Annotated in this window: 19 protein-coding genes; 8 read left to right on the forward strand and 11 right to left on the reverse strand. The window is 59.4% G+C overall.

Translation table 11 applies throughout. The features are described from left to right. Positions 1 to 96: 96 nt before the first annotated feature. The 10 genes from NTD80_RS21245 to cysK all read right to left on the reverse strand — a co-directional run bounded on the left by NTD80_RS21245 (position 97) and on the right by cysK (position 12,740). Positions 97 to 2,262, reverse strand: coding sequence for a TonB-dependent receptor (locus NTD80_RS21245; protein WP_262134878.1), 2,166 nt, complete (start codon positions 2,260 to 2,262; stop codon positions 97 to 99). Positions 2,263 to 2,550: 288 nt separating this feature from the next. Beyond that, positions 2,551 to 3,108 (reverse strand): RBBP9/YdeN family alpha/beta hydrolase, encoded by a 558-nt coding sequence (locus tag NTD80_RS21250; RefSeq protein ID WP_262134879.1) that lies wholly within the window; start codon positions 3,106 to 3,108, stop codon positions 2,551 to 2,553. 92 nt (positions 3,109 to 3,200) lie between these two features. After that, the gene (locus NTD80_RS21255; protein ID WP_262134880.1) at positions 3,201 to 4,190 is read right to left on the reverse strand and encodes an aldo/keto reductase; all 990 of its coding nucleotides are present in this window, start codon (positions 4,188 to 4,190) and stop codon (positions 3,201 to 3,203) included. Between the two features lie 84 nt (positions 4,191 to 4,274). Continuing rightward, positions 4,275 to 5,048: an ABC transporter permease gene (locus tag NTD80_RS21260; protein ID WP_262134881.1), complete on the reverse strand. Its 774-nt coding sequence runs from the start codon at positions 5,046 to 5,048 to the stop codon at positions 4,275 to 4,277. Further along, positions 5,045 to 5,893, reverse strand: coding sequence for an ABC transporter permease (locus NTD80_RS21265; protein WP_262134882.1), 849 nt, complete (start codon positions 5,891 to 5,893; stop codon positions 5,045 to 5,047). Before NTD80_RS21265 ends, NTD80_RS21260 begins: the two co-directional genes overlap by 4 nt. 26 nt (positions 5,894 to 5,919) lie before the next feature. Then, positions 5,920 to 6,969 carry an ABC transporter substrate-binding protein gene (locus NTD80_RS21270; RefSeq protein ID WP_262134884.1) on the reverse strand — a complete coding sequence of 350 codons (1,050 nt, stop codon included), beginning with the start codon at positions 6,967 to 6,969 and terminating at the stop codon, positions 5,920 to 5,922. Further along, a complete protein-coding gene (locus tag NTD80_RS21275; RefSeq protein ID WP_262134886.1) occupies positions 6,966 to 8,303 on the reverse strand; it encodes an LLM class flavin-dependent oxidoreductase in 1,338 nt (445 codons plus the stop codon). The genes NTD80_RS21270 and NTD80_RS21275 overlap by 4 nt, the downstream gene beginning before the upstream one ends. Before the next feature lie 28 nt (positions 8,304 to 8,331). Beyond that, positions 8,332 to 10,515 (reverse strand): TonB-dependent receptor, encoded by a 2,184-nt coding sequence (locus tag NTD80_RS21280; protein WP_262134887.1) that lies wholly within the window; start codon positions 10,513 to 10,515, stop codon positions 8,332 to 8,334. A gap of 85 nt (positions 10,516 to 10,600) precedes the next feature. Next, the gene (locus tag NTD80_RS21285) at positions 10,601 to 11,782 is read right to left on the reverse strand and encodes a cysteine desulfurase family protein (protein WP_262134888.1); all 1,182 of its coding nucleotides are present in this window, start codon (positions 11,780 to 11,782) and stop codon (positions 10,601 to 10,603) included. Between the two features lie 10 nt (positions 11,783 to 11,792). Further along, a complete protein-coding gene (gene cysK, locus NTD80_RS21290; protein ID WP_262134889.1) occupies positions 11,793 to 12,740 on the reverse strand; it encodes a cysteine synthase A in 948 nt (315 codons plus the stop codon). Positions 12,741 to 13,260: 520 nt separating this feature from the next. Here cysK and NTD80_RS21295 point away from each other — a divergent pair. From NTD80_RS21295 to NTD80_RS21330, 8 genes are all read left to right on the forward strand, one after another. After that, positions 13,261 to 15,780, forward strand: coding sequence for a TonB-dependent siderophore receptor (locus tag NTD80_RS21295; protein WP_262134890.1), 2,520 nt, complete (start codon positions 13,261 to 13,263; stop codon positions 15,778 to 15,780). 125 nt (positions 15,781 to 15,905) lie between these two features. Then, positions 15,906 to 17,492, forward strand: a complete 1,587-nt coding sequence (locus tag NTD80_RS21300) for an AAA family ATPase (protein ID WP_262134891.1) — start codon at positions 15,906 to 15,908, stop codon at positions 17,490 to 17,492. A 1-nt stretch (position 17,493) separates the two neighbouring features. Next, a complete protein-coding gene (locus NTD80_RS21305) occupies positions 17,494 to 20,199 on the forward strand; it encodes a M16 family metallopeptidase (protein WP_262134892.1) in 2,706 nt (901 codons plus the stop codon). Further along, positions 20,196 to 22,100: an ABC transporter ATP-binding protein/permease gene (locus NTD80_RS21310; protein ID WP_262134893.1), complete on the forward strand. Its 1,905-nt coding sequence runs from the start codon at positions 20,196 to 20,198 to the stop codon at positions 22,098 to 22,100. The genes NTD80_RS21305 and NTD80_RS21310 overlap by 4 nt, the downstream gene beginning before the upstream one ends. Next, positions 22,084 to 22,869, forward strand: coding sequence for a MotA/TolQ/ExbB proton channel family protein (locus tag NTD80_RS21315; protein ID WP_262134895.1), 786 nt, complete (start codon positions 22,084 to 22,086; stop codon positions 22,867 to 22,869). The genes NTD80_RS21310 and NTD80_RS21315 overlap by 17 nt, the downstream gene beginning before the upstream one ends. A gap of 4 nt (positions 22,870 to 22,873) precedes the next feature. Beyond that, positions 22,874 to 23,293 (forward strand): biopolymer transporter ExbD, encoded by a 420-nt coding sequence (locus NTD80_RS21320; RefSeq protein ID WP_262134897.1) that lies wholly within the window; start codon positions 22,874 to 22,876, stop codon positions 23,291 to 23,293. After that, positions 23,290 to 24,096, forward strand: a complete 807-nt coding sequence (locus NTD80_RS21325) for an energy transducer TonB (RefSeq protein ID WP_262134898.1) — start codon at positions 23,290 to 23,292, stop codon at positions 24,094 to 24,096. Before NTD80_RS21320 ends, NTD80_RS21325 begins: the two co-directional genes overlap by 4 nt. After that, positions 24,096 to 25,229, forward strand: a complete 1,134-nt coding sequence (locus NTD80_RS21330) for a helix-turn-helix transcriptional regulator (RefSeq protein ID WP_262134900.1) — start codon at positions 24,096 to 24,098, stop codon at positions 25,227 to 25,229. Before NTD80_RS21325 ends, NTD80_RS21330 begins: the two co-directional genes overlap by 1 nt. 588 nt (positions 25,230 to 25,817) lie before the next feature. Here NTD80_RS21330 and NTD80_RS21335 read toward each other — a convergent pair. Continuing rightward, positions 25,818 to 26,516: a pentapeptide repeat-containing protein gene (locus NTD80_RS21335; RefSeq protein ID WP_262134901.1), complete on the reverse strand. Its 699-nt coding sequence runs from the start codon at positions 26,514 to 26,516 to the stop codon at positions 25,818 to 25,820. Between the last annotated feature and the right edge of the window lie 37 nt (positions 26,517 to 26,553).

The raw sequence follows: 26,553 nt of genomic DNA on the forward strand, positions 1-26,553 counted from the left end.
GGATCGGAGCAGGGGGGCGAACCGATTTAAAGTGCTATGCAAAGCCACTTCATGCATATGCGCCTGCCCGCGCAGGCGGGCAGGCGCAAGGAACCGTCAGAAGTCGTAACGTGCGCCGGCCAGCCAGGTCCGCGGCGAGTTGTAGGTGTAGCCGTACTGGGACGGCGTTTCGTAGGTCTTGTCAAACAGGTTCTTTCCCGTGACGAACAGGGTCAGCGGCGTGCCTCTCGGGGTATAGAAGGCACCCAGGTCGACATAGGTCTGCGCCGGGGTCTCGTAGGTGTTTTCGACACCCGTGTAGAACTTGCTTGAGCGCCGCACGTTGCCGTTCAGGCGCAAGTCGCCTCCCGGTACGGAGAGGTCGTAGACCGTGTTCAGGTTGTAGGTCATGCGCGGTGCGAAGGGCAGCTGGTTGCCGGTGTAATCGGCGAGTGAAGAGACGTCGTCGGGCAGGAACTGGTCAATCGTGGCGCGCAGGTAGGAGGCCGAGAAACTGGTTTTCCAGTTGGGGGTGATCTGTACCGAGGACTCCAGTTCGGCACCGTAGGTGTGCGCGGAATCAGCGTTGGCCAGCACCGCACCGACCACCGGCACACCGTTGAACACCGGGTTGCTCAGGTTGGTCTGATAGTTCTCATAGTTGTTGTAGAACAGGGCGATGTTGTTCTGCACGCGATTGTTGAAGGCCGTGGTTTTGATCCCCCATTCATAGGACGTGACCTCTTCGGGGTCTATCGGACGTTCGATCAGGTCCAGACGGTTGGACGGTGCCGGGTTCCAGCCCCCGGACGTTTCACCCTTGGCCCAGGTGAAGTAGGTGAACAGGCCAGGGTTGAACGTGTAATCGAGCGTGAGCTTGGGGGTGACGGCACTGTTTTTTTCGTTCCAGTCTTTGAAGGCGAAGCGTTGGTTGAGGAAGTCGCCATTGGCGTTGCTGTCATAGGCATCGCCGTCGAGGATGTGTTCTTCACGGGAGTAGCGCAGCCCCCCGGTGATTCCGAAGGCATCGGTGACCTTGTAGTGCAACTGGCCGAAGACGCCTTTGCTTTCCTTTTCATTGCGCGAACGGGTGACTTGCCAGGTGGGCGCTGCGCCCAGCGCGCTCAGGCGATCGAAGTCGAAATGCTCGTGGAAGTAGGTCGCCCCGGTGACGAAATCAAAGCGGTCGTACTCACCGAGCAACTGGAATTCCTGGGAGGACTGGCGCTGATTCACATCCTGATAGAACTTGAAGAAGGTGTAGGTCTCACGCCCGTCGCTGTCCCATGGCTGGCCATCCTTGATCCGGCGAAAGGCGCTGATGGACTTGAAGGTCAGGTGGTCATTCAATTGGTCGGTGATCTTGAAGGACACGCCGCCATTTTTCTGATCGGTGCGGGTGTCCCAGGCGGCCAGGGTGCGGTTGTCTTTGAGGTGAGGCGTGAGTGGCGACGGGACGCCGTTATCGGAATTGTCGTTGGCTTCGTCGATGGCCAGATCAAAGCGCAGGCTGTCGGTGGGGCGGAACAACAGTTTGCCCCGTACCTGATCGGTATCGAAACCGTTGACGTCCTTGTGCAGCGTGTAGTTGTGGGCATAGCCGTCGCTGCGACGACTGGAAACCGCCAGGCTGCCCAGCAGCACCTCGGGAATCAGCGCGCCGCTGAAATAACCCTTGGATTCGAAGGTGCCGTAGTTGCCGGCTCCGGCCTCGACCGAACCGGTGAACTGTTCGCTTGGATCCCGGCTGATGATCTTGATGGCGCCCGAGCTGGTGTTTTGCCCGTACAGGGTGCCTTGCGGACCCCGCAGGATTTCTACTCGCTCGATGTCCGGCAGGTTGGAATAGGCGTTGCCGAACTGGCGGGCGACATACACGTCGTCGAGGTACACGCCGACCGAGGGATTGCCGGCCGGGCGAGAGTTACCAATACCACGGATGAACACGTACTGTTGGTTGATGTACGGACTGGGCAGGGTCAAGCCTGCGGCCTGGCCGGCGAGGTCCGCCAGGGTATGCACCTGACGTTCCTGCAACTGGCTTTCGCCGACGGCGCTGACGGCCACCGCCGTTTTTTGTATGTCGGTGGTACGGCGCTCGGCGGTGACCGTCACGGTGTCCAGCGCGGCCTCTTTTTTGTCTTTCCCGGGCTGGTCGGCCGTTTCGTTACCGGTGGCATCGACCGCCCCGGCGATGCCGCTGAACAATGTCAGCACCGAAACCAGAGCCAGATGCAACGGCCGGCGGGCGAAGGGTGCTGCGCGCAAAGTATTACTCCCCATCTCAAACCTCATATCAAATAATCGGAATCGCGGATTAGTCGCATGCCGTGCCACTTCCAGCGGGCGGGCGCGAAGGCGTAAACCTTCGTGCAACAAACTCCGGCCGACTGGTGGGGGGTGCGGAAGAGGTGGAAGCGTGGTGATGCGGGCAGAACGACATATATGGCACTGCGGCCATGTGCAGGCAGGTTAAACAGAAGTGCGGGGAGTGCGAACTGATATTATCGGCGTTGCTTGCGCGCCGATTTCATATAGCTGTGCGGCATAAGAGAATCCGGGGTTGCCGCTTCATGAAGCCTCAACCAACTCCTGCAGCAAGGCGTAGCCATAAGGCCAGTCACCCAGTTCGGCCAGTGAGCCGAGGTGACCGAATGCGCCCGGTACCAACAGGCGTGAACCCCAGGCCGTGGCAAATTGTTGGGCCCGTACCAGCGTCACCCGTGCATCGTCGGTGCTGGCGACGAGGATGCTGGGAAAGGGCAGGCCCACCAAGGGCATCGGCGCGAAGCCCAGGGCGCCGGGCGGGTAGGACGGTTCTTCGACATCGCTGGGCGCTACCAGCAACGCACCCTTGACCGGCCCTTGATAGGCCGGGCCGGCATGCCGTGAAGCCCAGTGCGCCACCAGACCGACCGACAGCGAATGGGCAACCAGTATCGCCGGTGAGTCGTCTTCGGTAATGGCCTGTTGCAGGGTCTCGACCCATTCCTCGACATCGGGGTTGTCCCAGTCGCGCTGAAATACCCGGCGGTAGTTCGGGTGGCTGCGCTCCCAGAACGTCTGCCAGTGCTTGTCGCCGGAGTCGCCTCTGCCGGGCAGGATCAGTACGCGCGTTTCGGTCGGCATCGTGGGCTTCCTCGAACATGAAACGCGCAGGCTAGCCGATGCGCCCTGATCCGGCGACTGGTCAATTGGCATAACGACATAACCAGCGTGCCTCAGCGCAAGGCGTCGCCGAAGCGGTACTCATGACTCAGCTCGTCCAGTCGTGCCTTGAAAGCCGGGTCCAATTGCAGTTCGCTGGCAGCCAGCGTTTGATCAAGCTGTTCGGGGCGGCTGGCACCGATCAGTGCGGTGCTCACCGTCGGATTACTCAGTACCCAGGCAATCGTCGCAGTGGTCAACTCGACGCTGTAGTCTGCCGCCAGGTTCTTGAGTGCTTGCACCGTGGCGAAGTAGCGCTCCTGCCAGTAACGATCCTGATAGCGTCCGGCGATGCTGCCGAGGGTGAAGCGTGTACCTTCGGTTGGCGCTCCGGGATGGTGCTTGCCGCTGAGCAAACCTCCGGCGAGGGGGTTGTAGACGACCACGCCCAAACCCTGTTCCTGGGCCAACGGCAGCAACTCACGTTCGATCTCGCGAAACAGCAGGCTGTAGCGCGGCTGCACGGAAACGAAGCGGGTGAGCTGGCGCGTATCGGAGCGGCCGAGCGCCAGAGCCAGGCGATAGGCGAGGAAATTCGACACGCCGATGTAGCGCACCTTGCCCGAGCGCACCAGGCTGTCCAGCGCCTCCAGGGTTTCGTCGACAGGTGTTTGCTGATCGTCGGAATGCAACTGGTAGAGATCGACGTAATCGGTGTTCAGACGACGCAATGACGCCTCCAGCGCGTCGATCAGATGCTTGCGGGAGGCTCCCTGGTTCCAGGGTTGCGGGCCCATTTTTCCGACTGCCTTGGTGGCGAGGATCACCTGGTCGCGCTTGCCCGGTAGCCATCGGCCGATAATCTCCTCGGTTCGGCCGACGGTTTCCAGGGTGCCGCCGATGGGGTACACGTCGGCGGTGTCGACGAAGGTCACGCCGGCATCCAGCACCCGGTCGAGGATGGCGTGGGAGGCCGACTCTTGGGTCTGCAGGCCGAACGTCATGGTGCCGATCCCCAGGCGGGATACGACGAGGCCGGTGCGGCCGAGTGTGTTGTATTGCATGGCGGTGTCCTCGGTGGGTAAGGGAACGAAGTGGGACGATTCGATTCGGTGTTCTGTGCATTCACGGGCGTGCAGACAGAGCACTCACGCTGGTTTTCGCCAGCGCAACAGGCGTGTCTCCAGAAGGTGAGTCAGCCAGTTCAGCCCGAAGCCGATAGCCGCGACAAGGAATATGCCGAGCAGTACGTGATCCATGCGATACAGCTCCTGGCCATCGATCAGCAGGTTGCCCAGCCCGTTGCCGGAGGTGAGCATGTACTCCGCCCCCAGGGTCGCCAGCCAAGCGTAGATCAGCGCCAGATAGAAACCGGTGAAAATCGACGGTACTGCTGACGGCAGAACGACGCGGGTGAGCAGTTGCCAGCGGCTGAACCGGTGCACACGAGCGACCTCGACCAGGGCGGTGGGGACGCTGCCGACGCCTTCGAAGGTGTTGATCAGCACCGGGAAAAACGCCGCCAGCGCGATGAACACGATTTTGCTGGTCTCGGCCAGACCGAACCAGGCCATGATCAGCGGGATCCAGGCGAACAGCGAAATCTGCTGCACGGTGCGCAACGTCGGGCCGAACAACAAACGGCTCAATCGCGACAAACCGAGCAGCAGGCCTGTCGCCAGACCGGCCGAGGCACCCAGCACCAGTCCGTTAACGTAGCGCCCCAGGCTGGTGAACAGCGCGGTCCATAATTGGCCGTCATCGCTCATCTCGACGGCCGCGTTCAGTACGCTCTGCGGCGTGACAAACAGCGGTCCGGCGTAGCCCCCGGTTGCGGCTGTCTGCCAGAGCAGCAGACCAATAAGCGGCAAGATGGCGCCGAGTACATAGGGCCGCCAGACGGGCACGTGCACCTGGCTCATGATGCGAACGCCTGTTGGCGCCAGCGCAATAGATGCCGCTCGCCGGCCTCAAGCAGTTTGTCGAGGGTGAAGCCGACCGCGCCGACGATGATCACCGCCGCCAGCAGCACATCCATCTGCATCAGTTGTTGGCCGTTGGACATCAGGTAGCCCAGACCTTCCGACGACGCCAGCAATTCCACCAGCACCAAGACTAGCCAGCAGTGCGTGAGGCCATAACGCAGACCGCTCCAGATTGCAGGCAACGCGGCGGGCAGCAGCACTCGCCACAGTCGCTGGCCATAACCGAAACGATACACCCGTGCCAGATCCAGATAGCTCGAGGGTACGTTGCGCAACCCCTGGTAGGTGTTGAGAGTGACCGGAATCAGCGCCGCCTTGGCGATCAGCACGACCTTCAGTGTTTCGTCGATGCCGAGCAGCAACATCAGCAGCGGCAACCAGCCGAGCAGCGGCACGCAGGCCAGCATGCGGAACGCCGGATACAGCAACTCGCGGATGATGTTTGATAGCCCCATGCCGAACCCGATGAATAACCCGACGCCGGCACCCAGCGCGAAACCGCCGAAAACCCGTTGCAGACTGACTGCCAGATGCCGCCACGCCTCACCGGTGTGCAGCATCGTCAGCAGGGTGTCGAACACTTGGGCGGGAGGGGGCAAGGTCTGCGCACTGATCCAGTTTTGCTCGGTGCCCAGCCACCAGAGTGCCAACAGTACGAAGGGCACCGGCCAGGCCAGCAGCATGCTGAAGACAGGGCGCCACTCCCGGCGCCCGTGGACCGACGCAGAACCCGCCGATACGGCGCGGGCCTGCGTTTCATTCAGGCTGAGCGGTGTTGTCATGGTTGCACCTTGGCTACCGGCCGACATTAGCGAGTCCGTTGTCCATTGGCATCCAGCGCCACCCAGTAGTGTTCCAGACCCAATTCCTTGAGCGCGGCCTCAAGCGGCTGCGGATCAAACCATTGCTGAATATCGAATTCAGCGCCGCGCAGCAGACCGAGTTCGCCGACCAGCTTCTGTGTGTCCTGATACTGGGCGACGTAAAACGGATCGAGCAACGGGCTGACGCGGTCCGCGATGGGACGGTCGCTGTAGTCTTTCTCCAGCGTCGCCAGACTCCGTCCACCCTTGGCCCAGATCGCAAAGACTTCGTCTTTGTTGGCCGGGTCGGAAGCCCAATGCGCGGCCTTCACGAGCACCTTGACCACCCGCCGGGTAATGTCCGGGTAGCGTTGGGCGAACGCCTCACGGACCAGAATGCCGGATTGCGCAGTCAGCCGCGCCGAGCCGCCCTGGGTGCCATAGATCACCTGGGTCAGCCCTTTGTTCTGGCTCTCCAGAGACTCCGCGCCCGCGAAGATTGCGTCGATGTTGCCGTTGAGCAAGGCATTGGTGGCCGCCGCGCCGAGCAGGCTGACATTGCGGATGTCTTTTTCGCTCATGCCTTGGGTAGCCAGGATGCGAATGACCTGCAGCTGGATGTAGTTGCCCTTGAAGTACGCGACCTTTTTGCCACGCAGATCGTTCACCGATTTGATCGGCGAGCCCGGAGCGACCAGCAGATAGGCATTTTCCAGACGGCTGCCGGGCATCAGCAGGCGAGTCTTGATGCCCGAGCTTTTGCCGATGATGGAAATCATGTCCCCGTTGCCCGCGAAGTCGATCTGGCCGTTGGCCAAGGCCTGACCAACCATGGGGCCGCCACCTTTGAAACCGGGGAACTCAAACGTAATGCCATCCTTGGCGAATTCCTCTTCGAACCAGCCTTTGGCCCGCGCGACACCGGTTGCACCCCATACGCCCTGGGTGTCGCCGTGCAAGGCCGGCGCGCCGAGACGGACGACCTGCGGCTGTTCCTGAGCGTGCGCGGCTGCACCGAACAGTAAAAACCCCAGCACCCAAAACAGACGACTCATGACTGACCACCCTTGGCGTTTCGGTTTTCCGGGAACGACAGGCCGAGGTTGCCGCGCAGGGTATCGGCTTCGTATTCGCGACGGAAAATACCGCGCTCTTGCAAGATCGGTACGACCTGCTCGACGAATTCACGCAGTCCTTGCGGCTGCAAGTAGGCGTGAAGGATAAAGCCGTCGACGACTTCGTCTTCGAACAAGCGTTGCAAGCGATCCGCGATCTGCTCGGCAGTGCCGACGAACTGCAGCCCCCGGTTGGACGCGCGCAAAGCGAGTTGGCGCAGCGTGAGTTTTTCTTCCCGGGCAATGCGCAGATAGTTCTCGGCGGTGGATTTGAAACTGTCCTTGCCGATGTCGCCCAGGTCCGGCAACGGTTCATCCAGCGGGAACTGGCTGAAGTCAAAAAAGCTGAAGTAGCGACTGAGGTATTTCACCGCCACATCAATGTCCAGCAGTTCGCTGACTTCGTGATACTTGCGTAGCGCATCCTCTTCGGTGTCGCCGATGATTGGCGTTATCGCGGGGAATATCAGGATGTCGCCCGGCTGGCGACCGAACGCCACGGCGCGGCGCTTGATATCGTCGTAGTAGGCCTTGGCCTGGACCACGTCTTCGACACTGCCGGAGAAAATCGCATCGGCCTCGCGGGCGGCCAGTTCCCGACCGTGTTCCGACGCGCCAGCCTGGAATAGCACCGGGCGGCCTTGAGGAGAGCGCTCAATGTTCAACGGGCCTTGAACCGCGAAAAACTCACCCTTGTGGTTCAACGTGTGCATTTTGTTCAGGTCAGCGTATTGGCCAGTCTGTTTGTCACGCACGAAGGCGTCGTCCTCCCACGAGTCCCACAGCCCCTTGACCACCTGGATGTATTCGTCGGCGATGCGATAGCGCAGCTCATGTTCGTAGAGTTTTTCGCCCCCGTGGTTGCGCGCATGGCCCTCCAATGCGCCCGTCACCGCGTTCCATGCCCCACGGCCACCGCTGATCAAGTCCAGCGATGCCAATTGGCGTGCGGTGGTGAAGGGTTCGCTGAAAGAGGTGGTCATGGTGGCGGCCAGGCCCAGGCGGGAAGTGGCCGAGGCTACCGCAGCCAGGGCCGTGATCGGCTCCAGTCGGCTGAGAAAATACGGGGTGGAATCCTTGGTGATAAAGGTCGAATCGGCGATGAAGCCGAAGTCGAACTTGCCGGCTTCGGCGATCTGCGCTGCTTCGATAAAGGTGGCGATACTTGATGCGCTATTGGTGCTGCTGGCGGGATGGCGCCAGGCCTGGACGTGCGCACCCAGGCCGGAAAGAAAGGCGGCCAGGCGCAGTTGGCGATTGTCGGAACGTGCCATGTGGGTTACCTCGTGCTCTAAGCGTTGATCAAAAGAAGTCGCGGCGAACGGTGAACATGAACTGACGTTCGCGGTTGTAGTTCTCAGCGATGTAATTCAGGCTCGGGATGTAATAGCCGGGTAACTCATAGGTCTTGTTGAGCAGGTTCTTGCCGGTTAACGAGAGGGTCCAGTCACCGTCGGCGGTGGTGTAGAACACGCTGCCATCCAGGTAAGTGGTCGCGGGCATTTTGGTGTAGTCGTTGGTGGCGCTGGTTTCGGTGAAGGAGGTGCCCTCCGAGCGCACATCGGCGCTGAACCGCAAGTCCGCGCCATTGGCCAGCGGCACGCTGTACGTGCTGCCGACACTGCCGCTCCAGCGTGGTGCGAAAGGCAGCTCGGAGCCGGTAAAGTCAGTGTTGGCCGAACCGGTCGGGTTGAGAAATTCATCGAAGCGGGTTCGCAGATAGGCCAGCGTCAGGTGCAACTCCAGCACCGGCGAAGCCTTGAATGACGACTCCCACTCGGCACCGTAGGTATGCGCCTTGCCCGCGTTGGCGATCACCGCGCCGCTGACCAGTTGCCCGCCGATCACCGGGTTGCTGATCGACGCCTGATAGTCCTCGTAGTCGTTGTAGAACAGCGCGATGTTGTTGCGCAGACGGCCATCCCAGACAGTACTTTTCAGGCCGACTTCATACGCCGTGACTTTTTCCGGGTCCACCGGCACTTCGGCAATGGCCTGAGTAGCCGATGCGGCGTTCCAGCCTCCCGAGGTTTCGCCGACCGCCCAGGTGGCATAGGTCAGCAGCTCTGGCGTCCATTGATAGTCGAGCGTCACTTTCGGGGTGACGGATTGATATTCCTTCTTCAGATCCTTGACCGAGTACAGTTGCGCCAGACGCTGGCGTTGCGCATCGCTTCGATACGCGGCGCTGTCCATGTCGCGCCATTCCTTGTTCAGGCGTAGCCCCAACGTGAGCGCCAGTTTGTCGGTGAAGTCGTAAGTCCCCTGGCTATAGAGCCCCACGCTCTCGGTTGTGCTGCTACTGTCGATGATGCTGAAGCTGTTTCTGTTCCAGCTGAGGCGGTCCATCTTGAAGTTTTCGTGCCACAGCATCAGGCCGGTGATGAAGTGAAAGCGATCGTAGTCACCGATCAACTGGAACTCCTGGGAGTATTGATCCTGGTTCAGATCCTGATCGAAGCCTGACAAGAAAGTCGGGTACGGATCGTCCGAGGGCATGTCCACGTCGAAGTTGCGGTACGCACTGACCGACTTCCAGGACAGATGGTCACTCAGACCGCCTTCGAGCTTGAGCGAGACACCGCCGCTGTCGTAATTCTGATGGGTGTTGATGTCGGAGAAATTCTTGCGCTTGCTGCTGCCCGGATAATTCAGTGGCGTGGCGCCGGACGAGTAATGACCGTGCAGCCCGTCGACACTGAGGGTGGCGGCAAAATCATCCGATGGCGTCAGCCGCCAGATCGTGTGGAACTGTTTGCTGTTGGTATCGTTGACTTTGTCATTGCGAAACTCGTTGTCGACATCACCGTCGATCTGGCTGCTGGCCAGGGCAACACTGGCGCTGAGCAAGTCGGGGCTGAGGCTGCCAGCCAGATAACCCCGGGTTTCCAATTGGCCCTGATTGCCCGCGCCGATACTGGCCCAGGCGCGGGTGTTCTGCGTGGGTTGGCGAGAAACGATCTTCAGTGCCCCGGAACTGGTGTTCTGCCCATACAGCGTGCCCTGCGGCCCATGCAGGATTTCGATGCGCTCGATGTCCGGCAGGTTGCCTAGCAGGCTGCTGCCGAACGAACGTGGAATGTAGACATCATCCAGATACCAGCCGACCGAGGGGTTGCCGATTGGGCGCGAGGAGCCGATGCCTCGGATGAATACGCTCTGGGTATTGGGGAAGCGATTGGGCAGGTTCACCCCGGCGGCCAGGCCGGCGAGATCCGAGAGTTTGTTGACGCCACGTTTTTCCAGCACCTCGGCATCGACCACGTTGACCGTGACCGGCGTTTTCTGCAGTGAGGTTTCCCGGCGTTCGGCGGTCACCGTCACTTCGGGAAGGCGCGCTTCGTCGCCGGTTGTTTCCTTGGCAAGGGCAGTGCTGGCGATACCAGTATTGATACCGAACAGCACGACCAGTCGGATTGCGTTGCTCAGCCTGTCGACACGACGTGAAACCGGGGCGTAGGGGCGCCCGGACGAATGTTGGTCCATGGTGTTCTCTCAACTTACATAGCGGTCATCTGTGCCCCTCCATCGATAGATAGGTCGGAACGTTTTGGTATTCGCAGGTGCTGGATCAGGGCACTGGCAAGAGCAGGGCGTCTTCGATCAACGTTGCCGCCCGATCCACTTCATGCTCGGTACTGAACCGCCCCAGGCTCAGGCGAATGGTGCGCAGCGCTTCCGCCCGGCGCAGCCCGAGCCCCAGCAGCACATGGGAAGGTTCGTTGCTGGCCGAGTTGCACGCCGAGGTCGAGGACAAGGCCAACTCATCGCTCAGCGAAAAATCCCGGTCGGCGGTCAGGCTCAGCGTGTGCGGTACATGTCCGGTGCGCTCGCCGTTGACCCGCACCGGCAAGCCCTTGAGATTTTTCAGCAGCCTTGCGCGCAGGGCCAGGATGCGCGCGTGCTCCTCGATTTGTACTTGGCCGGCGATGGCGAATGCCTGGCCCATGCCGACAATCTGGTGGGTGGCCAGGGTCCCGGAGCGCAGGCCTTGTTCATGCCCGCCGCCGTGAATTTGCGCCTGCAACCGAGGCTGGGCGCGCTGGCCGACATACAAGGCGCCGATCCCTTTAGGGCCATAGGTCTTGTGTGCGGAAAAGGACATCAGGTCGACCGGAAGCCTGGCCAGATCGATGTCCACTTTGCCCGTTGCCTGGGCGGCATCGACATGAAAAAGTGCGCCATGCTCACGCACGATCTGGCCGATGGCGTCGATATCGGTGAGCGTGCCCAGTTCGTTGTTGACCAGCATCAAGGACACCAGAAAGGTGTCTGCGCGCAGCGCCTGGCGTAGCGCTTGAGGCGTGATGGCGCCGTCTTGATCGGGCGTCAGATACGTCACTGAAAACCCGTGGCCTTCCAGTTGGTCAAGCGTGTCGAGCACCGCTTTGTGCTCAAGTCGGCTGCTGATGATGTGGCCTGTGGGTTCACCTCGAGCCTGAGCGACGCCTTTTAATGCGAGGTTGTTCGATTCGGTAGCACCCGAGGTCCAGACAATCTGTTCGGGACGTGCGTTGACCAGCTCAGCGACTTGTTGGCGCGCCCGTTCCACCAACGCTCTGGCGCGCTGGCCAAAGGCATGGGAACTGGACGCCGGATTACCGAACGTGCCCGCTTGGCCCAGGCAATCGATCATTCGGGCGATGACGCGTTCGTCGACAGGCGTGGTGGCGGCGTAGTCGAAGTACAGTGCAGACGCGGTGTTGCTTTCGGCCGTTGTGGCGGGCCAGCTCCAGGGAATAATGCGCGACATGATGGTTTTTTCAGACCTCATCGAACAGAGCGGTCGACAGGTAGCGCTCGGCGAAGCTTGGAATGATGGTGACAATCACTTTGCCTTCGTTCTCTGGGCGCTGCCCGATGATCCGTGCGGCGGCCAGAGCGGCCCCGGAGCTGATACCCACCGGCACGCCTTCGAACCTGGCAATTTTTCGCGCGGTATCGAGGGCGTCGTCGTCACTGATCGCAAGGAATTCGTCGATCACTTGCAGGTTGAGAATCTTCGACAGGAAGCCCGAACCTATGCCCTGGATTTTGTGTGGGCCGGGTTTGCCACCCGACAGAACCGCGCTGCCGGCGGGCTCGACGCCTATGATCTGGACCGAAGGTTTGTAAGCCTTCAGCACTTCACCCACACCGGTAATGGTGCCGCCGGTGCCAATCCCTGCCACAACGATATCGACTTCACCGGCGGTGTCGTTCCAGATTTCCTCGGCGGTCGTGACCCGGTGGATCGCCGGGTTGGCAGGATTCTCGAATTGCTGGAGCACGATCGAATCGGGGATCTCTTTCTGCAGTTCGTGAGCCCTGGCGATGGCGCCGCTCATGCTTTGGCTGGCGGGCGTCAGCTCCAGTTCGGCGCCCAGAAACCGGAGCATTTTGCGTCGCTCTTCGGACATGCTTTCCGGCATGCACAGAATCAACCGGTAGCCCCGGGCAGCCGCGATAAAAGCCAGAGCAATGCCCGTATTACCGGAGGTTGGCTCAATAATTGTCGAGCCGGGCTGGAGACGCCCGGATTGTTCCGCGTCGTTGATGAGCGCCAGGCCAAGGCGATCTTTCACCGAAGACAGTGGGTTGAAGAATTCGAGTTTGCCTAACAATTGAACCGGGATGTTCAGCTCGGCTGCGAATCGGTTGAAGCGCACCAGCGGTGTGGCGCCGATGGTGTCGATGATGCTTTCGTAAACTCGGCCTCTGAATGTCGACATGATTCCTCACAAGTACTCTACGCATACGATAAATGCCCGCACGCGAATACGGGCGAGTCAGGGAGAGAAAGCTATCGCGGGAGAGAGCCAATGAAAAACGAAAAAAATGGCGAAGCTTAGACGGCTAGCGAGATAGGAGGGGCGTCAAAGTGCGGATATTTTGAGTCGAGCCCTTGCATTATTATTCCTCATCTACGCGTCTGTCATGCAGAGTCCGACCTCCAGCTCGGAGCTACCAGACGCTCTGCCCCACACTCGTAAACGCTTCGAAACCACCTGTGGCCACAGTTCTTTCAGTGCGTGGTGAAACACACTCGAGGATCAGTCGCGGGTTAACTATATGCCAATCGAAACTTAGCTCATACCGTCATCGTATATACGTAGTTCGCTGTTTTCCGACCTAAGTCGGGTTACTCCTGAGGCAGAACTTCATACAACTGTCACGTGACGGCAGGTCGATAAAACTGACCCAGGGAAACTTGTCCCGCCATTTCCAATTAGCAGAGATAAGGGGCACGAAATGCGTCATAAGTTCATGCGCGCAATCATAGGCAGCGTACTGACCGCAGCATCAATGATGGCGCATAGCGAGGATGCGGTGACGTTCGCCATCCAGGCTGGGGATGTGCATGCGGCTGTAGAGCAATTACATTCGATGGGCTATCGGGTTACGTTGGGCTCAGGCGTTGGCGGGCCAGCTCGGGCAGTCATCGGCAAGATGACCCTGCGCGAGGCGCTTGACGTCATGTTGGCAGGCAGCGACCTTGAGGCGAGTTGGTCGCGTGGTGAAGCGTTCATTCGTCCACGTAGCGTCGGCACGGCGGACGGGCGCAAGATCGGCGAGGTTCGCGTCGCAGGCGATGTGCAGAGCGGTCAGGGCGGCATCGCTCAGCGTGGCGTCAACGGTAGCAGCGATGAAACTGCCACCGAGCATAGCCGGGCCTATTCGCCAGCGAAGGTTCGCATCGGTGGCAAGACACCGACCACGTTGCAGCATTCTGTGCAGAGTGTATCGGTCATCAGCCGCCAGCGTATCGAAGACCAGCAGATGAACTCTCTGGGCGACGTGATGCGCTGGGCCCCTGGTGTGACCACATTACAGCGTGGTTCCGACAGCCAACTGATGCCTCATTTTTTCTCGCGCGGCTTTGAAATCCGAAACTTTCAGATTGATGGTGGTGCCCCCATCAACTATGGCTCAGGCAACGACTATACGTCTTCGCTGACGCCAACGTTCGATATGTCGCACTACGACAATGTTGCAGTGCTGCGCGGCGCTGACGGTATCAACTCTGGCGTGGGTGACCCCGGCGGTGTGCTTTCGTTGGAACGCAAGCGACCGGTAGCCCAAGCGCAATATACGGCAGAGTTGAGTGCAGGCTCATGGGACGCGCGCCGAACGATGTTCGACGTATCTCAACCCCTTAGCGAGGATGGACGCTGGCGTGTCCGTGCGGTGGCCACCCACGATGAGAGCGACTACTTCTACCGAGTCGCCGATCGCCAGTTGGACAGCGGTTATGTAAACCTGGAGTTCGATCCCGACGAGCATACCCGTATCAACGTCGGTGGCAGCTACACCGAGCAGGATGCCGTGCCCTTTAGTCTGGGTTTGCCACTGTACGCTGATGGCGGTGATATGGCCCTGTCGCGCTCAACGTTCATTGGTATGCCTTTCGCCAATCAACACACTCGCAATAAGGAAGTGTTCGTACAGCTTGAGCACTTCTTTGCACCGGACTGGTCGGTTAACCTCAACTTGTCGGGTATCAATCAGGACTCGAATTCGCTCTCTTCATCGGTGTTTCTCGTCGACGGCGTGAATCGCGACACCGGTACTGTCGACGGCCAGATCATGTTGGACCAACGCAAATTGCGTTCGCAGCAACGAGTCGCGGATGCTTACGTAACCGGCGGGTTTGATCTGTTTGGGCTGCGGCAAAAGCTGGTGCTCGGCGTCAGTCAGCAGAAGCAGGATGATCGCAACGATGCGGGCGGCAATTACTTCTATCCGCAAGGCCCGATCGACATTGTCGGTTTCGACCCGAGTGCTTGGGCGCGGCCCGATCTTTCGCAGTTCCAGCGGGACGCCATCACCGTACCTGCCTACTGGCGCGAACAGAGCGCAGCGTACGGCTCACTTCAATTGGAGCTTATTGAAGGGCTGCGTGTGGCCGCATCGATGCGCTACAACCGTTACAAGACGGAGCAGAGCACGATCTACGGAGGGGACTTCCCTTCAGTCCAGAATACTCGCATGAGCGAGAACAAGCGCTTGCCGCCAACGGTCTCTGTCAGCTATGACCTCACGCCGCAGACCACCGTCTACGTGAGCCATGCCGGCATTTTCAACACCAATGCGAACAAACTGACGGCTGCAGGTACAGTCCTTGAGCCTGAAACCGGGCGCACTATTGAAGTCGGCCTGCGCCGCAGTGACTTCAATGGTCGCCTGAACAGCAGTCTCGCGTTTTTCGACACTGTGCAAGAACACATCGCCCAGGACGATCGGGAATCACCCTCGACCGATAACCCGGACACTGGCATCTCCTGCTGTTATTTCGACAGCGGCAAAAAGACATCCAAAGGCTTTGAGGCGGAGATCATCGGTGCACTGACTCCCAGCTGGCAATTGGCGTTCAGTTATACCCGTAACACGATTGCGTTCAGTTCGCCCCAGTTGGCACCCAGCAACTTTCTTACACAGGCTCCCAAGCACACGGCCAAGCTATTCACCAGTTACCGCCTGGGCAGCGCGGGTTGGGCCGGCAGAACCACTCTAGGTGGAGGCCTGCGTTATCAGAGCGAGACAGTCACCAATGGCTTTGACGGCAACGGCGAGAAGCTTGTCACCCGGCAAGGCACCTACGCGGTGACCGACCTTTTTGCACGGGTGATGCTCAGTCGTAAGGTATCACTACAGGCCAACCTGGCTAATGCGTTTGACCGGTATTACTACGCGAGCGTGGGCAATGTCAGGGGGCAAAATTTCTATGGTGAGCCGCGCAGCGTGTCGTTACTCCTGAAGATGCAGTTCTGATCAACACATAACAGAACCCGACTTTCGCGGGATCGTCCTGTGCATGGAAACACCTTAGGTTACCGCTCCATTGCTGCGTCAGCGATTGCGCCGCGCAGCCTGCTTATTGTTTAAGGAGAGTTTCAATGAGTGAGATTTCAACGCTGGCCGTGCTGGGCAAAAATACCGGTGTGCCGGACATCAATCGCCCCCTTACGCCGTCGCAAGCGGAGGCCTTCAACCGGATCGAACGGGTGATGAAGGCTGCCACGGCCATTGGCCTGATCGCGGCACCGGGATGCGGGAAGTCAACGGTTCTGCGGCATTTGGCCGAGCAGCACGGCGGGATCGTCATTACCGTCGCTAACATGACCGAAGCGGCAGGTTTGAAGCCGGCCAATGAGTTTGAAACCACCATTGGCCGTATGATCGCCACGCATCTGCAGAATTATCCGTTGGTGGTAGTAGACGACTTGGACTACTTCGTCGGCCCAGCCTCCAATGCGTCCACACGCCCTGGCTTTGTGCGAACGGTGTTGCGCCAACTGCGCATGCAGGCGCAGGCGTCCGGCCGCCATCTGTTGTTGGCGGGGCACCCTCCGGAGTCCTGGGAGACGGCGGAATCTCAGTTTGGTGCAGATACAGCTGTGGTGCCGCTGGCCAGTTTTGGACCGCAGGATTATGCAGTGGTCGCCCGTGCGGTTGCGGGGGGGGAGGCGGTTGCCGGTGTCGACTTCTCAATGCTGCATCGCTTTGCCGGGCACCTCAATGGTCACCAACTGCGGCTGGCGTTCGGCATGCTTGTCGGCCAGGCCAGTATCACCACCGAAGATGTGATCGAGTCACTGAAGAGCCATGTAATGGTCTCCAACACGCGGGTTGATGAGGTGGAAGACATAAGCTTCGACCAGTTGCCGGGGCACGAACACATCGTCGAAGCACTCGAGACCAATATTGTCTTTCCAATGGAACACCGTGACCTAGCGGCGCGCATGGGCCTCAAGCCAAAGCGTGGGGTCCTGCTGTTCGGTCCTCCCGGAACCGGCAAGACTTCGATTGGTCGGGCATTGGCGCACCATATGCGCGGAAAGTTCTTCCTTATTGACGGCTCCTTCGTCAGTGAGCCGCCCGCCGCGTTTTTCGGCAAGCTTGAGCGCGTAGTACAAGAGGCCAAGGAGAATGCGCCGTCACTGCTCTTTATCGACGACGCCGATGTGCTGTTCCAAATCCAGCACATTGCCGGTTTGTCGCGCTACCTGTTATCGCTGCTCGATGGCATCGAAAGCGAGACCGCCAGCGGCGTGTGCGTGATGATGACTGCGATGGATGTGCGACCGATTCCGGAGGCACTGCTGCGCTCTGGCCGAGTCGAGCTGTGGCTGGAGACCCGTACGCCTGACGAAAGCACCCGTGAGAAGATTTTGCGCCGATGGCTTGAAAGCGATACCGAGACGTTTGAGGGGCTTGACTGTGGCGCATTGGCCAAGCTTACCGAAGGCTTCACGCCTGCCGACCTGCGTCGCCTGGTAGGCGACGGCAAGGCGCGCCTGGCCGCGGATATCGTGCGCAAACGACCATTACGCTCTGCCGATGCGTATTTCCGCCAGGCTGTCACGGAGATTATTGCCGTGCGCAACCGTATGGCGTCCATGCTGGGCGGCGAAACGTTGCAGGTGCCCGTTGCACAGGATGGCTATCCAACCAACCACTACGAAGCTATGGATGGGTACTGAGATGACGGTAAGTATCGAGCGTTTCGCAGCGGAGCAGGCCGTTGTCCTTGGCGACAACACGGATGACCTGGCACTTGACTGCACGCGACACGAGCTCGCCAATGGGTTGGTGGTGATCGTGCACCCTGCGCCTGAGGCTGCTCAGGTTTCCTTGACCGTCTGCTACCGCGTTGGCTCCAAGGACGAAGGCCCTGGCCAGACCGGCAGCGCCCACCTGTTTGAGCACCTAATGTTTACCGGGAGTGCCAATCTGCCCGGTGGCTGGGCCGAGTCAATGAAGGCCGTAGGCGGCACCAACGTCAATGCGTACACATCCCATGACCGCACGTGTTTCTACCAGACAATTCCGCTCGGCAGTCTTGCCTTTGCATTATGGGCGGAGGCTGATCGCATGGGGCATTTCCGCGAGCATCTGAGCGACGCGGCATTAGCTCGCGAGAAAGCTATCGTGCTTGAAGAAAAGTCGCAGCGAGAGGGCGTGCCCCTGGGTGAAGTGTCGGAATTGGTGCTACAGAGTCTTTTCCCTCCTGGGCATCCCTATCATCACACTGTGATTGGTTCGGTTGAAGATATTGCTGGCGTCAGCCTCATTTCTGCACGTGATTGGCACCACCGCTACTACGGACCCGACAATGCGGTTGTGGTGATCGCAGGACCGATTGATCCGCAACAGACCTTGGCACTGGTGAAGGAGCACTTCGACCATCTCCCTCCGTCGGGGCGGGAGTGGACCTGCACGCAAGCTTGGGTGCCTGCATTGGCACAGCGACGACGCGCACGCGTCGCCTCACACGCAATCGACTATGACGAAGTGCAACTGATCTGGCCGGTGGCAGAATTTGCTGATAAGGGGTCAGCACACCTGGCCGTTCTAGCCGATTTACTGGGTGGCAGTGAACTGTCGCCACTCTATCTTGAACTGGTGAAGCCTGGGCATGCTCTCAATGCCTCGGCCATTTTCACTCCTGGCGAAGTGTGTGGCCAATTCCTGATCAGTCTCTCGTTAGAGCAAGGGCGGCGGCACACCGACGTTGCGGAGCGCGTACGCGGTGTCATTGCCAAGGTGCTGGATGGGCCAGCCGACAGCGCCAGTTTCGAGCGCCTGTGCCGTCAGAAGCGGATCATGACCGTCATGCGCCTGGGAAGCGTGAGTGCGCGAGTGGCGATGATGATCGATGGGGAAATGTCGGTACGTGATCCGTGGCACTTCCAGCATGAGCTGGCCGATCTACAGACGACTGATGCAGAGAGGGTCATCGCGCAGGGGCGTCGCTGGCTGTCAGCCGAGCCATTCGTGCTGGAAGTGCACAGCCAAAAGAAAGTCGCCATTACCGTGACCGACAGTTTGCGCTCACCGCGTCCGTCGGTCATACCTCAGGTTGAGGCAACCAATGACATTGAATGGGATGAAGTGGCACTGTTCAACGGTACTCGGCTCGTTACCAGCCAGCGGCCCGGGGCGCGTGACTTCGTTCTTCGCCTGGAACTGGCGCGTGGCAATGGCGTGGAGTCCGAGGCCGAGCGCGGTTTCTGTGCACTGCTTTCCACATTGCCCTATCACGGGATTGGCGAGCGCAGCCCGGAGGAGACACGCATCCAGACCCAGGAAGGCGGTATTGGTATCGTCTGTGGCGCCACCGTGTCGTATTTTTCGATCGAACTCAACGGCCCGGCAACCTCCGCTGCACAAGCGGTAGAACTGCTCGCCGATCTGGTATTGCGTCCACGGCTGGATACTTTTGTATTTGACGAAGTTCGACGTGATCAGCGCAATGGACTCATCGAGGCCAAGGTGGATCGCTTGGACTGGGCTATGCAGTTGCCCCGAGCTCGGTTATACGGCGCGCAAAGCATCGAGATACGGGATGCCGAAGGCAGTGCTATGGCCATCGAGCAGGCAACGAGAGCGACAGTACTGGCCTTCCACGAGCGACTGTTTGATCCTCAGGGCGCACGTTTATTTGCCACCGGCTCAGAGCAGGTACTGGCGACTGTCCGGCCACGACTGTCGGCATTTACCTCGCGCTGGCGGCAGTCCGTGGCACCTTTTCCCGAGCCTGTCGTGCCGGCACTGCCTGATCGCGCCGACGAGCGCATCCAGTTTGTAGCGGCTGGCCCGAGTGATCAAGCGGTGATTCAGCTGGCGCTATTGCTGCCACATCCCCTGAATCTGCTGGCCCGCGAGACTGCGCGAACCTTGGTGGCGATCCTCCAGGAACGTATCAATCATCGGTTGCGCGAAGAGCTGGGCTGGACCTACGGGGTTAGTGCCGGCATCGCTGAAGCCGAGATGACGGCTCTGCCGCCGTGCCTGATGCTCACCACGTCAGTCAACGCTCAGCATGCAGGCGAAGCGGTTCTCGAGATACGTACATTTATCCAAGCGTTCGTTACCGATGCTCCGCCGACCGCAGTGGAGATGCAGGAGCAACAACGCCAAGCCGGTATCAATCTGTCCTACGCCAGCGCGAGCACGAGCGGCCTTGCCATGAGTGTGCTTGATGCGTTCCGCCTTGGCTTGAAGGCGCCACTGGGTGCACGCCGTGCGGCACTGGCTAACGTGTCTGCTGCCGCAGTCGTTCAGGTACTGCAAGATGCCCTGGCAAACGGCCCCGTCGAATGGGTTGTGGCCAGTACCGCGACCGGTGTGGCCGACGGGTTGTCAGTTGCCGGCCTGCCGATTGATGGAGAGGGCGGCCAGGCATGAGCGACCAGCGCGAGGAAAACGCCCCATCGGCGGCTCGCGGCCGCTCATGGAGGTACTTGTTGCGTTGGGGGCAACGACCTGAAGAAAAAGTGCTTGCCGAGGCCCCTCACATCGCGGGCTCACTTGTGCACGTCGATAAGCGTAGCTATGCCATCGACCGTCTGTTTTTCCAGCGGCTGTGGCGTCTTTGCCGACCTTATTGGGTACGCAACGGTGCATGGCCGTCCTGGGTGGCGCTCGGGGTGCTATTTGCGCTGGTCATCGCGTTCAGCCTGGGGGGTGCGCAGATGGCGCAATTGTCGGCGGACCAGACCAATGCTCTCGTTGCCAAAGAGGCAGCCGAGTACTGGCATTTTTGGACACTCATCACCTTGGCGGGGTTGGTTCGTTTCGGTGCCAGCATCGTGCAGACCTATGTGGGGGGGCGCCTCAATTTACACTGGCGGCAGTGGTTGACGCTGTACCTGGTTGACCGCTACCTGGAGCACCGGACCTACTATGAGATCACCGTCGATTCGGAAATTGACAACCCTGATCAGCGTATCCAGGAGCATGTGGATCCTTTCGTCAAGGCGGTTAGCGGGTTGCCTCAGCAACTGCTGGGGGCGGGCTTCGACATCATGGTGCAGATCGTCATCCTCATGGCGATCTCACGCACAATGCTGATTGCGACATTCATCTACGCGGTTTTCCAAACCGTGTTGACGTTGTACTTGTACAAACCGACCATTCGACAGAACTGGGATTCGACGGTAGCGGAAGCAGACTTGCGTTATGGCCTGCTGCACGTGCGCGATCATGCGGAAACCATCGCTTTCTATCGTGGCGAGGCGCAAGAGCGGCGGCACATTGAGGCGCGGACGCGACTGGCGGTGTTACGCCAGTTGGTGATTCTCAAGTACCAGCAGTTTATGGCTGTCGTTCAGCAATTCTCCAATTTGGTATGGGGTGCGTTGCCCATGGTTATCATCGCTCCGCTCTACTTCACCGGTGAAATTGAGTATGGCGCGATCATGACCGGCATCGTTGCCTCTTCGCTGATTCTGCAGAGCCTGTCGACGCTGATGAACTACATCCCCACCTTGAGTCAGATGGCGCCGATGGCTGTGCGCCTGGCGGAGATCCAGGAAAAGTTTGACCGGTTGGGTGAGCAGCGTAAGAGCGAGTCAGGTGTTCCGCGCTTGGCGTTCCTCGAAGGTGACGGTATTTGCCTGAAGGGTGTAACGCTGCAAACGCCCGGAGGAGAGCAGACACTGGTGCGGGACCTATCGGTCGCGGTGGCATATGGCGAAAGCCTGGTCATTGTCGGTCAAACCGGCTCGGGCAAAAGTTCTTTGCTACGTGCCATGGGTGGGCTTTGGACGCGTGGCAGTGGCACCGTCATCATGCCGCCACGCGAGCAGACGCTGTTCCTACCGCAGCGTCCGTACATGGTACTTGGAACGCTGCGCGACCAGGTTTTGTACCCGCAACCGGACGCATTAATCGACGACTTCACCCTGCAAGGCATTCTGGAGCGCGTAGGTCTGCCTGATTTGGTGGCGCGCAACGGTGGCCTGGATACCGAGCGTGACTGGGCACGCATCCTGTCGCTGGGCGAGCAGCAGCGGATCGGCTTTGCCCGCGTGCTGGTCATCAGGCCACGTTTTGTACTGCTCGACGAGGCGACCAGTGCGCTCGACCTAGCCATGGAGCAACGGCTGTACGAGCTGCTCAGGGCCAGTGGTGCAACCTATGTAAGTGTCGCGCATCGGCCGAGTGTGGTCGCGTTCCACCAGCGTGTACTTAACGTTGGCTGCGACGAGCAGTCAAACGAGTCATGCCGTGCAATTGAAATCAACCCGCATATGCCACGAGATGAAGCTCGTGAGGTGGAAAATAGCGATGAAAAAACTCATTAAGTTTTTATTAATTGCCGGTGTTTCATGCGTGGTTTGTTCACGTGCCGCGTGGGCAGGGCAGGACGGTGGCTTGTCCATGGGGGCGATCGCCAGTGCAGCGACCCCAACCGTAAAAGCCGTGATGATCCTGCTCGTGCTGATCTCGATCGCTTCCTGGAGCGTGCTGGTGCGCAAGTTGATCGCATTACGCCGGTTGTTTCACTCGACCCGGCACGCCGAGGAGCGGCTCCAACTGGCTGAAACCCTTGAGTCGGTTGTGGAGGTGGGTGATCTCACTGTCCTTGCACTGTTGGATGCTGCTCATGATGAGGTGCGGCGATCAAAGAGCCTGGTAGCCGCAGGGCTGACTGAAGGGCTTAACGCTCGCCTTGCGTTGACGCTGGACCGTGTTGAAGAAGCGGCCGCGCGCCAGGCCGGGAGCGGTGTCAGCTTGTTTGCCACGGCGGCCAGTGTCACGCCCTTTATCGGGTTGTTCGGGACTGTGTGGGGGATCATGCATAGCTTCGTCGGCATCGCCCAGGCCAACAGTACAAGCCTGGCTGTGGTAGCGCCTGGTATCGCCGAAGCGTTGCTGGCCACTGCTATCGGCCTGGTTGTGGCCATTCCGGCAACCGTTATGTACAACGTGATTGGAAAATGGGTGGCGCACTACCGGGCGCGTCTGTCTGACTGCTCTGCGCACATTGCAAATCTGGCGAGCCGGGACGCTGAGCGCGCCCAACTGCCGCGGTACGGTGTCAGTGGTCTGCGCGCGGTGACGGAGGCATAAACCCATGGGTAAGTTGACGAAACAGCGTTTTGCGGGAGAGTTCGAACTCAACGGGGAAATTAACGTGACCCCCTTTATCGACGTCATGCTGGTGCTGCTGTTGGTGTTCATGATTGCGGCACCGCTTTCTACGGTAAACCTGCCGATTGAGTTGCCGACGTCCAGCGCCCAGGTAGCACCGCCGCTTGAGCAACCGGTGACGATCAGCGTTCAGCGCGACCTGACGCTGTACCTTGGAGAGTCTCCCGTTCTGGCCTCAGATCTGCCAGCCGCCCTGGCTTCACAGGGAGCCACGGCTTCGACGACGGTGTTCCTGAATGTCGACAAACAGGTCAGCTATGGGGACATGATTGGCCTGCTCGATACGTTGCGCAAGGCCAACTATACCCAAGTGTCTCTCGTTGGCCTGGAGAGCAAAAATTGATTCGTCATGGGCGCATCGTGTTGCGGGCCCCCAGCTGGCTGACCACATTGTTTGTCGCAGTAGTTCACGCGGTGGCAATCGCCTGGATACTGGGGCGGACCGATATGACGACAACAGAGCCTGTCAGCATGCCGCCGCTGGTGTTGAAAATTGCGCCACCGGCGGCCCCGCCTGTGCCTTCGCCGCGTGATTTGTCGGTGGCATCGGCGGCTGCCTCCATGGCTGTAGAAGCGCCAACTGTTGAAGTTCCGGTGACCAAACCACTGCCAGAGGTATTAGAAACAAAGCACGGGATACTGGCGAAGGTGCCACCGAAACAGCCTCAGCCCAGGGATAAAAAGCCGCAACCGCCCAAACCAAAGAAAACCGCTCCGACCGCGACGCCACCTCAGATCGCCGCGCATTCCACTCCGACAGCACCGAGTGAAGTCCCGCAGACCGTCGCACCGCCACCGGTAGAGGCCGCGCAAAAAGCAACTGACAGCGCTGCCCAGGCACAAGGTGCTGCGACCACTGCACTGGACGCTTTGGATAGTTGGGAGGCGCAGGTGCTGGCTCGTCTTGCCAGCGCCAAGCGCTACCCCCAAAATGCCCGCATTGCCCGCGAGCAGGATACCGTCACGGTCAGTTTTACTGTGGCGCCTGACGGCAAGGTCGGTGCGGAGAAAATTGTGCACAGCGGCGGGTATCAGAGTTTGGAGGAAGAAGCATTGGACTTGGTCTCACGTGTATCGCCCTTGCCACCGCCACCGGACGGCGAGCCGCAACGACTGTCTCTACCCATTGATTTTTACTTGCGCTGATGTGCCCATTCGATAGTGCCATCGTCAGCGCCTTGCCGCGTCATTGGGTCGATCGCCTGTTCGCCGCAATGCTGCCCGGGCAGAGCGAAACGTTCTGGCTGGCCGTGGCCGAAATCGTGTTGGAGTTGCTCCCTGACGATGTGGTGGTGGTGTGGGAGACGTTCGACACGCGTGCATTCCATCGAGGCGCCGACGGTACGCTCACGGTGCATCGCGGCGCGCACGCACATGCTTTGCGCGCGCCTGCAATTTACACCGCATTCAATCTTCCTTTCAGTGATTCGGTACGCACATTCGATAGCAGCGCGCTGGCCAACGCTGGTTGGGATGAAACACTGCTGTCGGCGGCTTCGCGACCACCGGCTGCAGCCACATTGGACTTTCTTCAGGGACAGGAAATCCATGCCACGATCGCCATTTATGGGCATGCGGGCATGTCCCAGATTCGCCGGCAGGCGCTGGAGAAATTAAGACCGGTGCTGCCTCAATGTGTATCAGCGTTGTTCGAACGACGCCGATCGGTTGCGGCCGGAGCAGGGCTTGCGGAGTTCCTGCGCGAAGTTCCGGTCGGCCTGGTTCTGGTTGACTGGTTCGGTGTGGTGTTGTCCGTCAATGACGAAGGCTGTCGGCAAGCGGCGATATGGAATGAAGCGCCGCGAAAGGTCAGCCTCAAGGGTGCGCGTCAACGCTTTGCCGTGCCCGACGATTTGACGCAAGGCTGGGATCATTTACGCAGTGAATGGATCAACTGGCTGCGCGGAGAGGGGGCACGGCCGCAAGCGCTGGTTATAAAGCACAATGCGGATCCCATGCTGGAGGTTGCGATCGAACTTGTTCACGACCATGGCGCGCCCACCACCACGCCGTGTTTTATCGCACGCTTTGCGGGTATCCATGCGCGTGGCGATGCTGGTGTGCCGATTCCGACGCCAGCGCAGATCGCGATTCTTTCACAGTTGTCGCCTGCCGAGCGCTCCGTTGCGTTGCTGACCCAGAGCGGGCTGAGCAATCAGGAGATCGCCGATCAGCTAGGCAGGCAGGTCGGTACGGTCAAAGACCATCTGACAAGTATTTACGAAAAGCTTGGCGTCAGCCGCAGAACGCAGTTGGTCAAGGCGTTACACCTCGAGTGAGTGGCGTTTGTTCTTGGGCGTGCAATCAAGACTGTTACGGTCACGGGCAGGGGACCGGCCAGCAGGAAGTGCTGGGGACTCCAGGGATTCGCTGCTCGATGCGTTGTCTGCTGCTGACTGTGGCCCTAGTGTTGCCAGCAGATATCGAGTGATTGGTTCTGTGCAGAGATATAGTTGAGGAGCAGAGTGGTATTTGGCTCCGTGAAAAAGATATGGACATCACAAATAGCTGGTTGTTGGCCGGTAAAAAATTGACGCGATTTTATCCAGTAACGATGAAATGGCGATTGGCGGGGCGATGACACTACGACAATCAGAGATAAAGGGCGTTCTTGTTCGAGGGGTTGAAGGTACTTCCGGCAGGTTGGCCGCGATCCAACGAGGCCTCCTGACGGCATCTGTGTTTCAGGATGATAGAGGCCAATCAGAAGGTGCTCTGGAGGACGCCATGAAAATGAATGTTAAAAAACAGTTGAACAGAGTTTGTTCATTCCCTATCGCTTTATTTCACCCGAGAATGTTGCGAAATTTCAAAGGCTAACTAATAAGTAGTATTCCTATACGTAATGTAAAAACGAAAGAGCTGCGCTATAAAACTGTCAGGCCTAACCCTGACAGCAGCATCGCTGCCTGGCTTTTGGAGATAATAGCGCCCTTGAACATCTTCGCATCGACAAGGCGCAGTCCATCGAGGCTGGCCTCGCGCAAATCAGCCTGGTCGAAACGAGCATTATTGACCCGAGCCAGCGACAAGCTTCCGCCCTCAAGAAAGACGGCATGACGAAAGTCACAGTAACTCAGATCGGCGTCGGCAAAGTCGAGGCCTCGCAGCTGCGATTTGTAGAATGAAAGGCCGGACAGGCAGGCGCTGCGCAGCACGCAGTCGGAAAAACTTAAACCCAGGGTAGAGGTGTCAATGAAATTGGCGCCCGTCAGCTTGCAGCCGTCAAAGGAGGCGTGAGCCAGCTTGCTGTGGTGCCACTGGGTATTGTTCAGATCGGAACTGACGAACCTGGCATCAACCAAGGTTGCCGAGCGAAACATCGCGTGTGCTGCTCGGCAATTCAGCCACTCGGTGCTATCGAGCTTTGCCGCGGTCAGATTGCTGCCTGCGAAGAGGCAGCGCTCGAAGTGTGCGCCTTGCAGATTGACCCTCGACAGATCCTGTCCGCTGAAGTCGACGCCAGTGAACCAGAGGGGCGAGGACTGCCCCTGGATCAACTCCGTTAGAGAAGTTGCGTCGAACTCGCCGGGACCAATCTTCAGATAATCACTTTCAGTGTGCATTGACCCTCCTGGGGTGTTCGATGATCAGCGTCAGGGC

The organism is Pseudomonas sp. 13B_2.1_Bac1 (genome assembly GCF_025466155.1).
GTDB classification, from domain to species: domain Bacteria; phylum Pseudomonadota; class Gammaproteobacteria; order Pseudomonadales; family Pseudomonadaceae; genus Aquipseudomonas; species Aquipseudomonas aylmerensis.

Excerpts from the sequence above, each read along its gene's own strand:
- NTD80_RS21245 (WP_262134878.1), bottom strand. The coding sequence starts at position 2,262 with ATGGGGAGTAATACTTTGCGCGCAGCACCCTTCGCCCGCCGGCCGTTG.
- NTD80_RS21250 (WP_262134879.1), bottom strand. The coding sequence starts at position 3,108 with ATGCCGACCGAAACGCGCGTACTGATCCTGCCCGGCAGAGGCGACTCC.
- NTD80_RS21255 (WP_262134880.1), bottom strand. The coding sequence starts at position 4,190 with ATGCAATACAACACACTCGGCCGCACCGGCCTCGTCGTATCCCGCCTG.
- NTD80_RS21260 (WP_262134881.1), bottom strand. The coding sequence starts at position 5,048 with ATGAGCCAGGTGCACGTGCCCGTCTGGCGGCCCTATGTACTCGGCGCC.
- NTD80_RS21265 (WP_262134882.1), bottom strand. The coding sequence starts at position 5,893 with ATGACAACACCGCTCAGCCTGAATGAAACGCAGGCCCGCGCCGTATCG.
- NTD80_RS21270 (WP_262134884.1), bottom strand. The coding sequence starts at position 6,969 with ATGAGTCGTCTGTTTTGGGTGCTGGGGTTTTTACTGTTCGGTGCAGCC.
- NTD80_RS21275 (WP_262134886.1), bottom strand. The coding sequence starts at position 8,303 with ATGGCACGTTCCGACAATCGCCAACTGCGCCTGGCCGCCTTTCTTTCC.
- NTD80_RS21280 (WP_262134887.1), bottom strand. The coding sequence starts at position 10,515 with ATGGACCAACATTCGTCCGGGCGCCCCTACGCCCCGGTTTCACGTCGT.
- NTD80_RS21285 (WP_262134888.1), bottom strand. The coding sequence starts at position 11,782 with ATGTCGCGCATTATTCCCTGGAGCTGGCCCGCCACAACGGCCGAAAGC.
- cysK (WP_262134889.1), bottom strand. The coding sequence starts at position 12,740 with ATGTCGACATTCAGAGGCCGAGTTTACGAAAGCATCATCGACACCATC.
- NTD80_RS21295 (WP_262134890.1), top strand. The coding sequence starts at position 13,261 with ATGCGTCATAAGTTCATGCGCGCAATCATAGGCAGCGTACTGACCGCA.
- NTD80_RS21300 (WP_262134891.1), top strand. The coding sequence starts at position 15,906 with ATGAGTGAGATTTCAACGCTGGCCGTGCTGGGCAAAAATACCGGTGTG.
- NTD80_RS21305 (WP_262134892.1), top strand. The coding sequence starts at position 17,494 with ATGACGGTAAGTATCGAGCGTTTCGCAGCGGAGCAGGCCGTTGTCCTT.
- NTD80_RS21310 (WP_262134893.1), top strand. The coding sequence starts at position 20,196 with ATGAGCGACCAGCGCGAGGAAAACGCCCCATCGGCGGCTCGCGGCCGC.
- NTD80_RS21315 (WP_262134895.1), top strand. The coding sequence starts at position 22,084 with ATGAAAAAACTCATTAAGTTTTTATTAATTGCCGGTGTTTCATGCGTG.
- NTD80_RS21320 (WP_262134897.1), top strand. The coding sequence starts at position 22,874 with ATGGGTAAGTTGACGAAACAGCGTTTTGCGGGAGAGTTCGAACTCAAC.
- NTD80_RS21330 (WP_262134900.1), top strand. The coding sequence starts at position 24,096 with ATGTGCCCATTCGATAGTGCCATCGTCAGCGCCTTGCCGCGTCATTGG.
- NTD80_RS21335 (WP_262134901.1), bottom strand. The coding sequence starts at position 26,516 with ATGCACACTGAAAGTGATTATCTGAAGATTGGTCCCGGCGAGTTCGAC.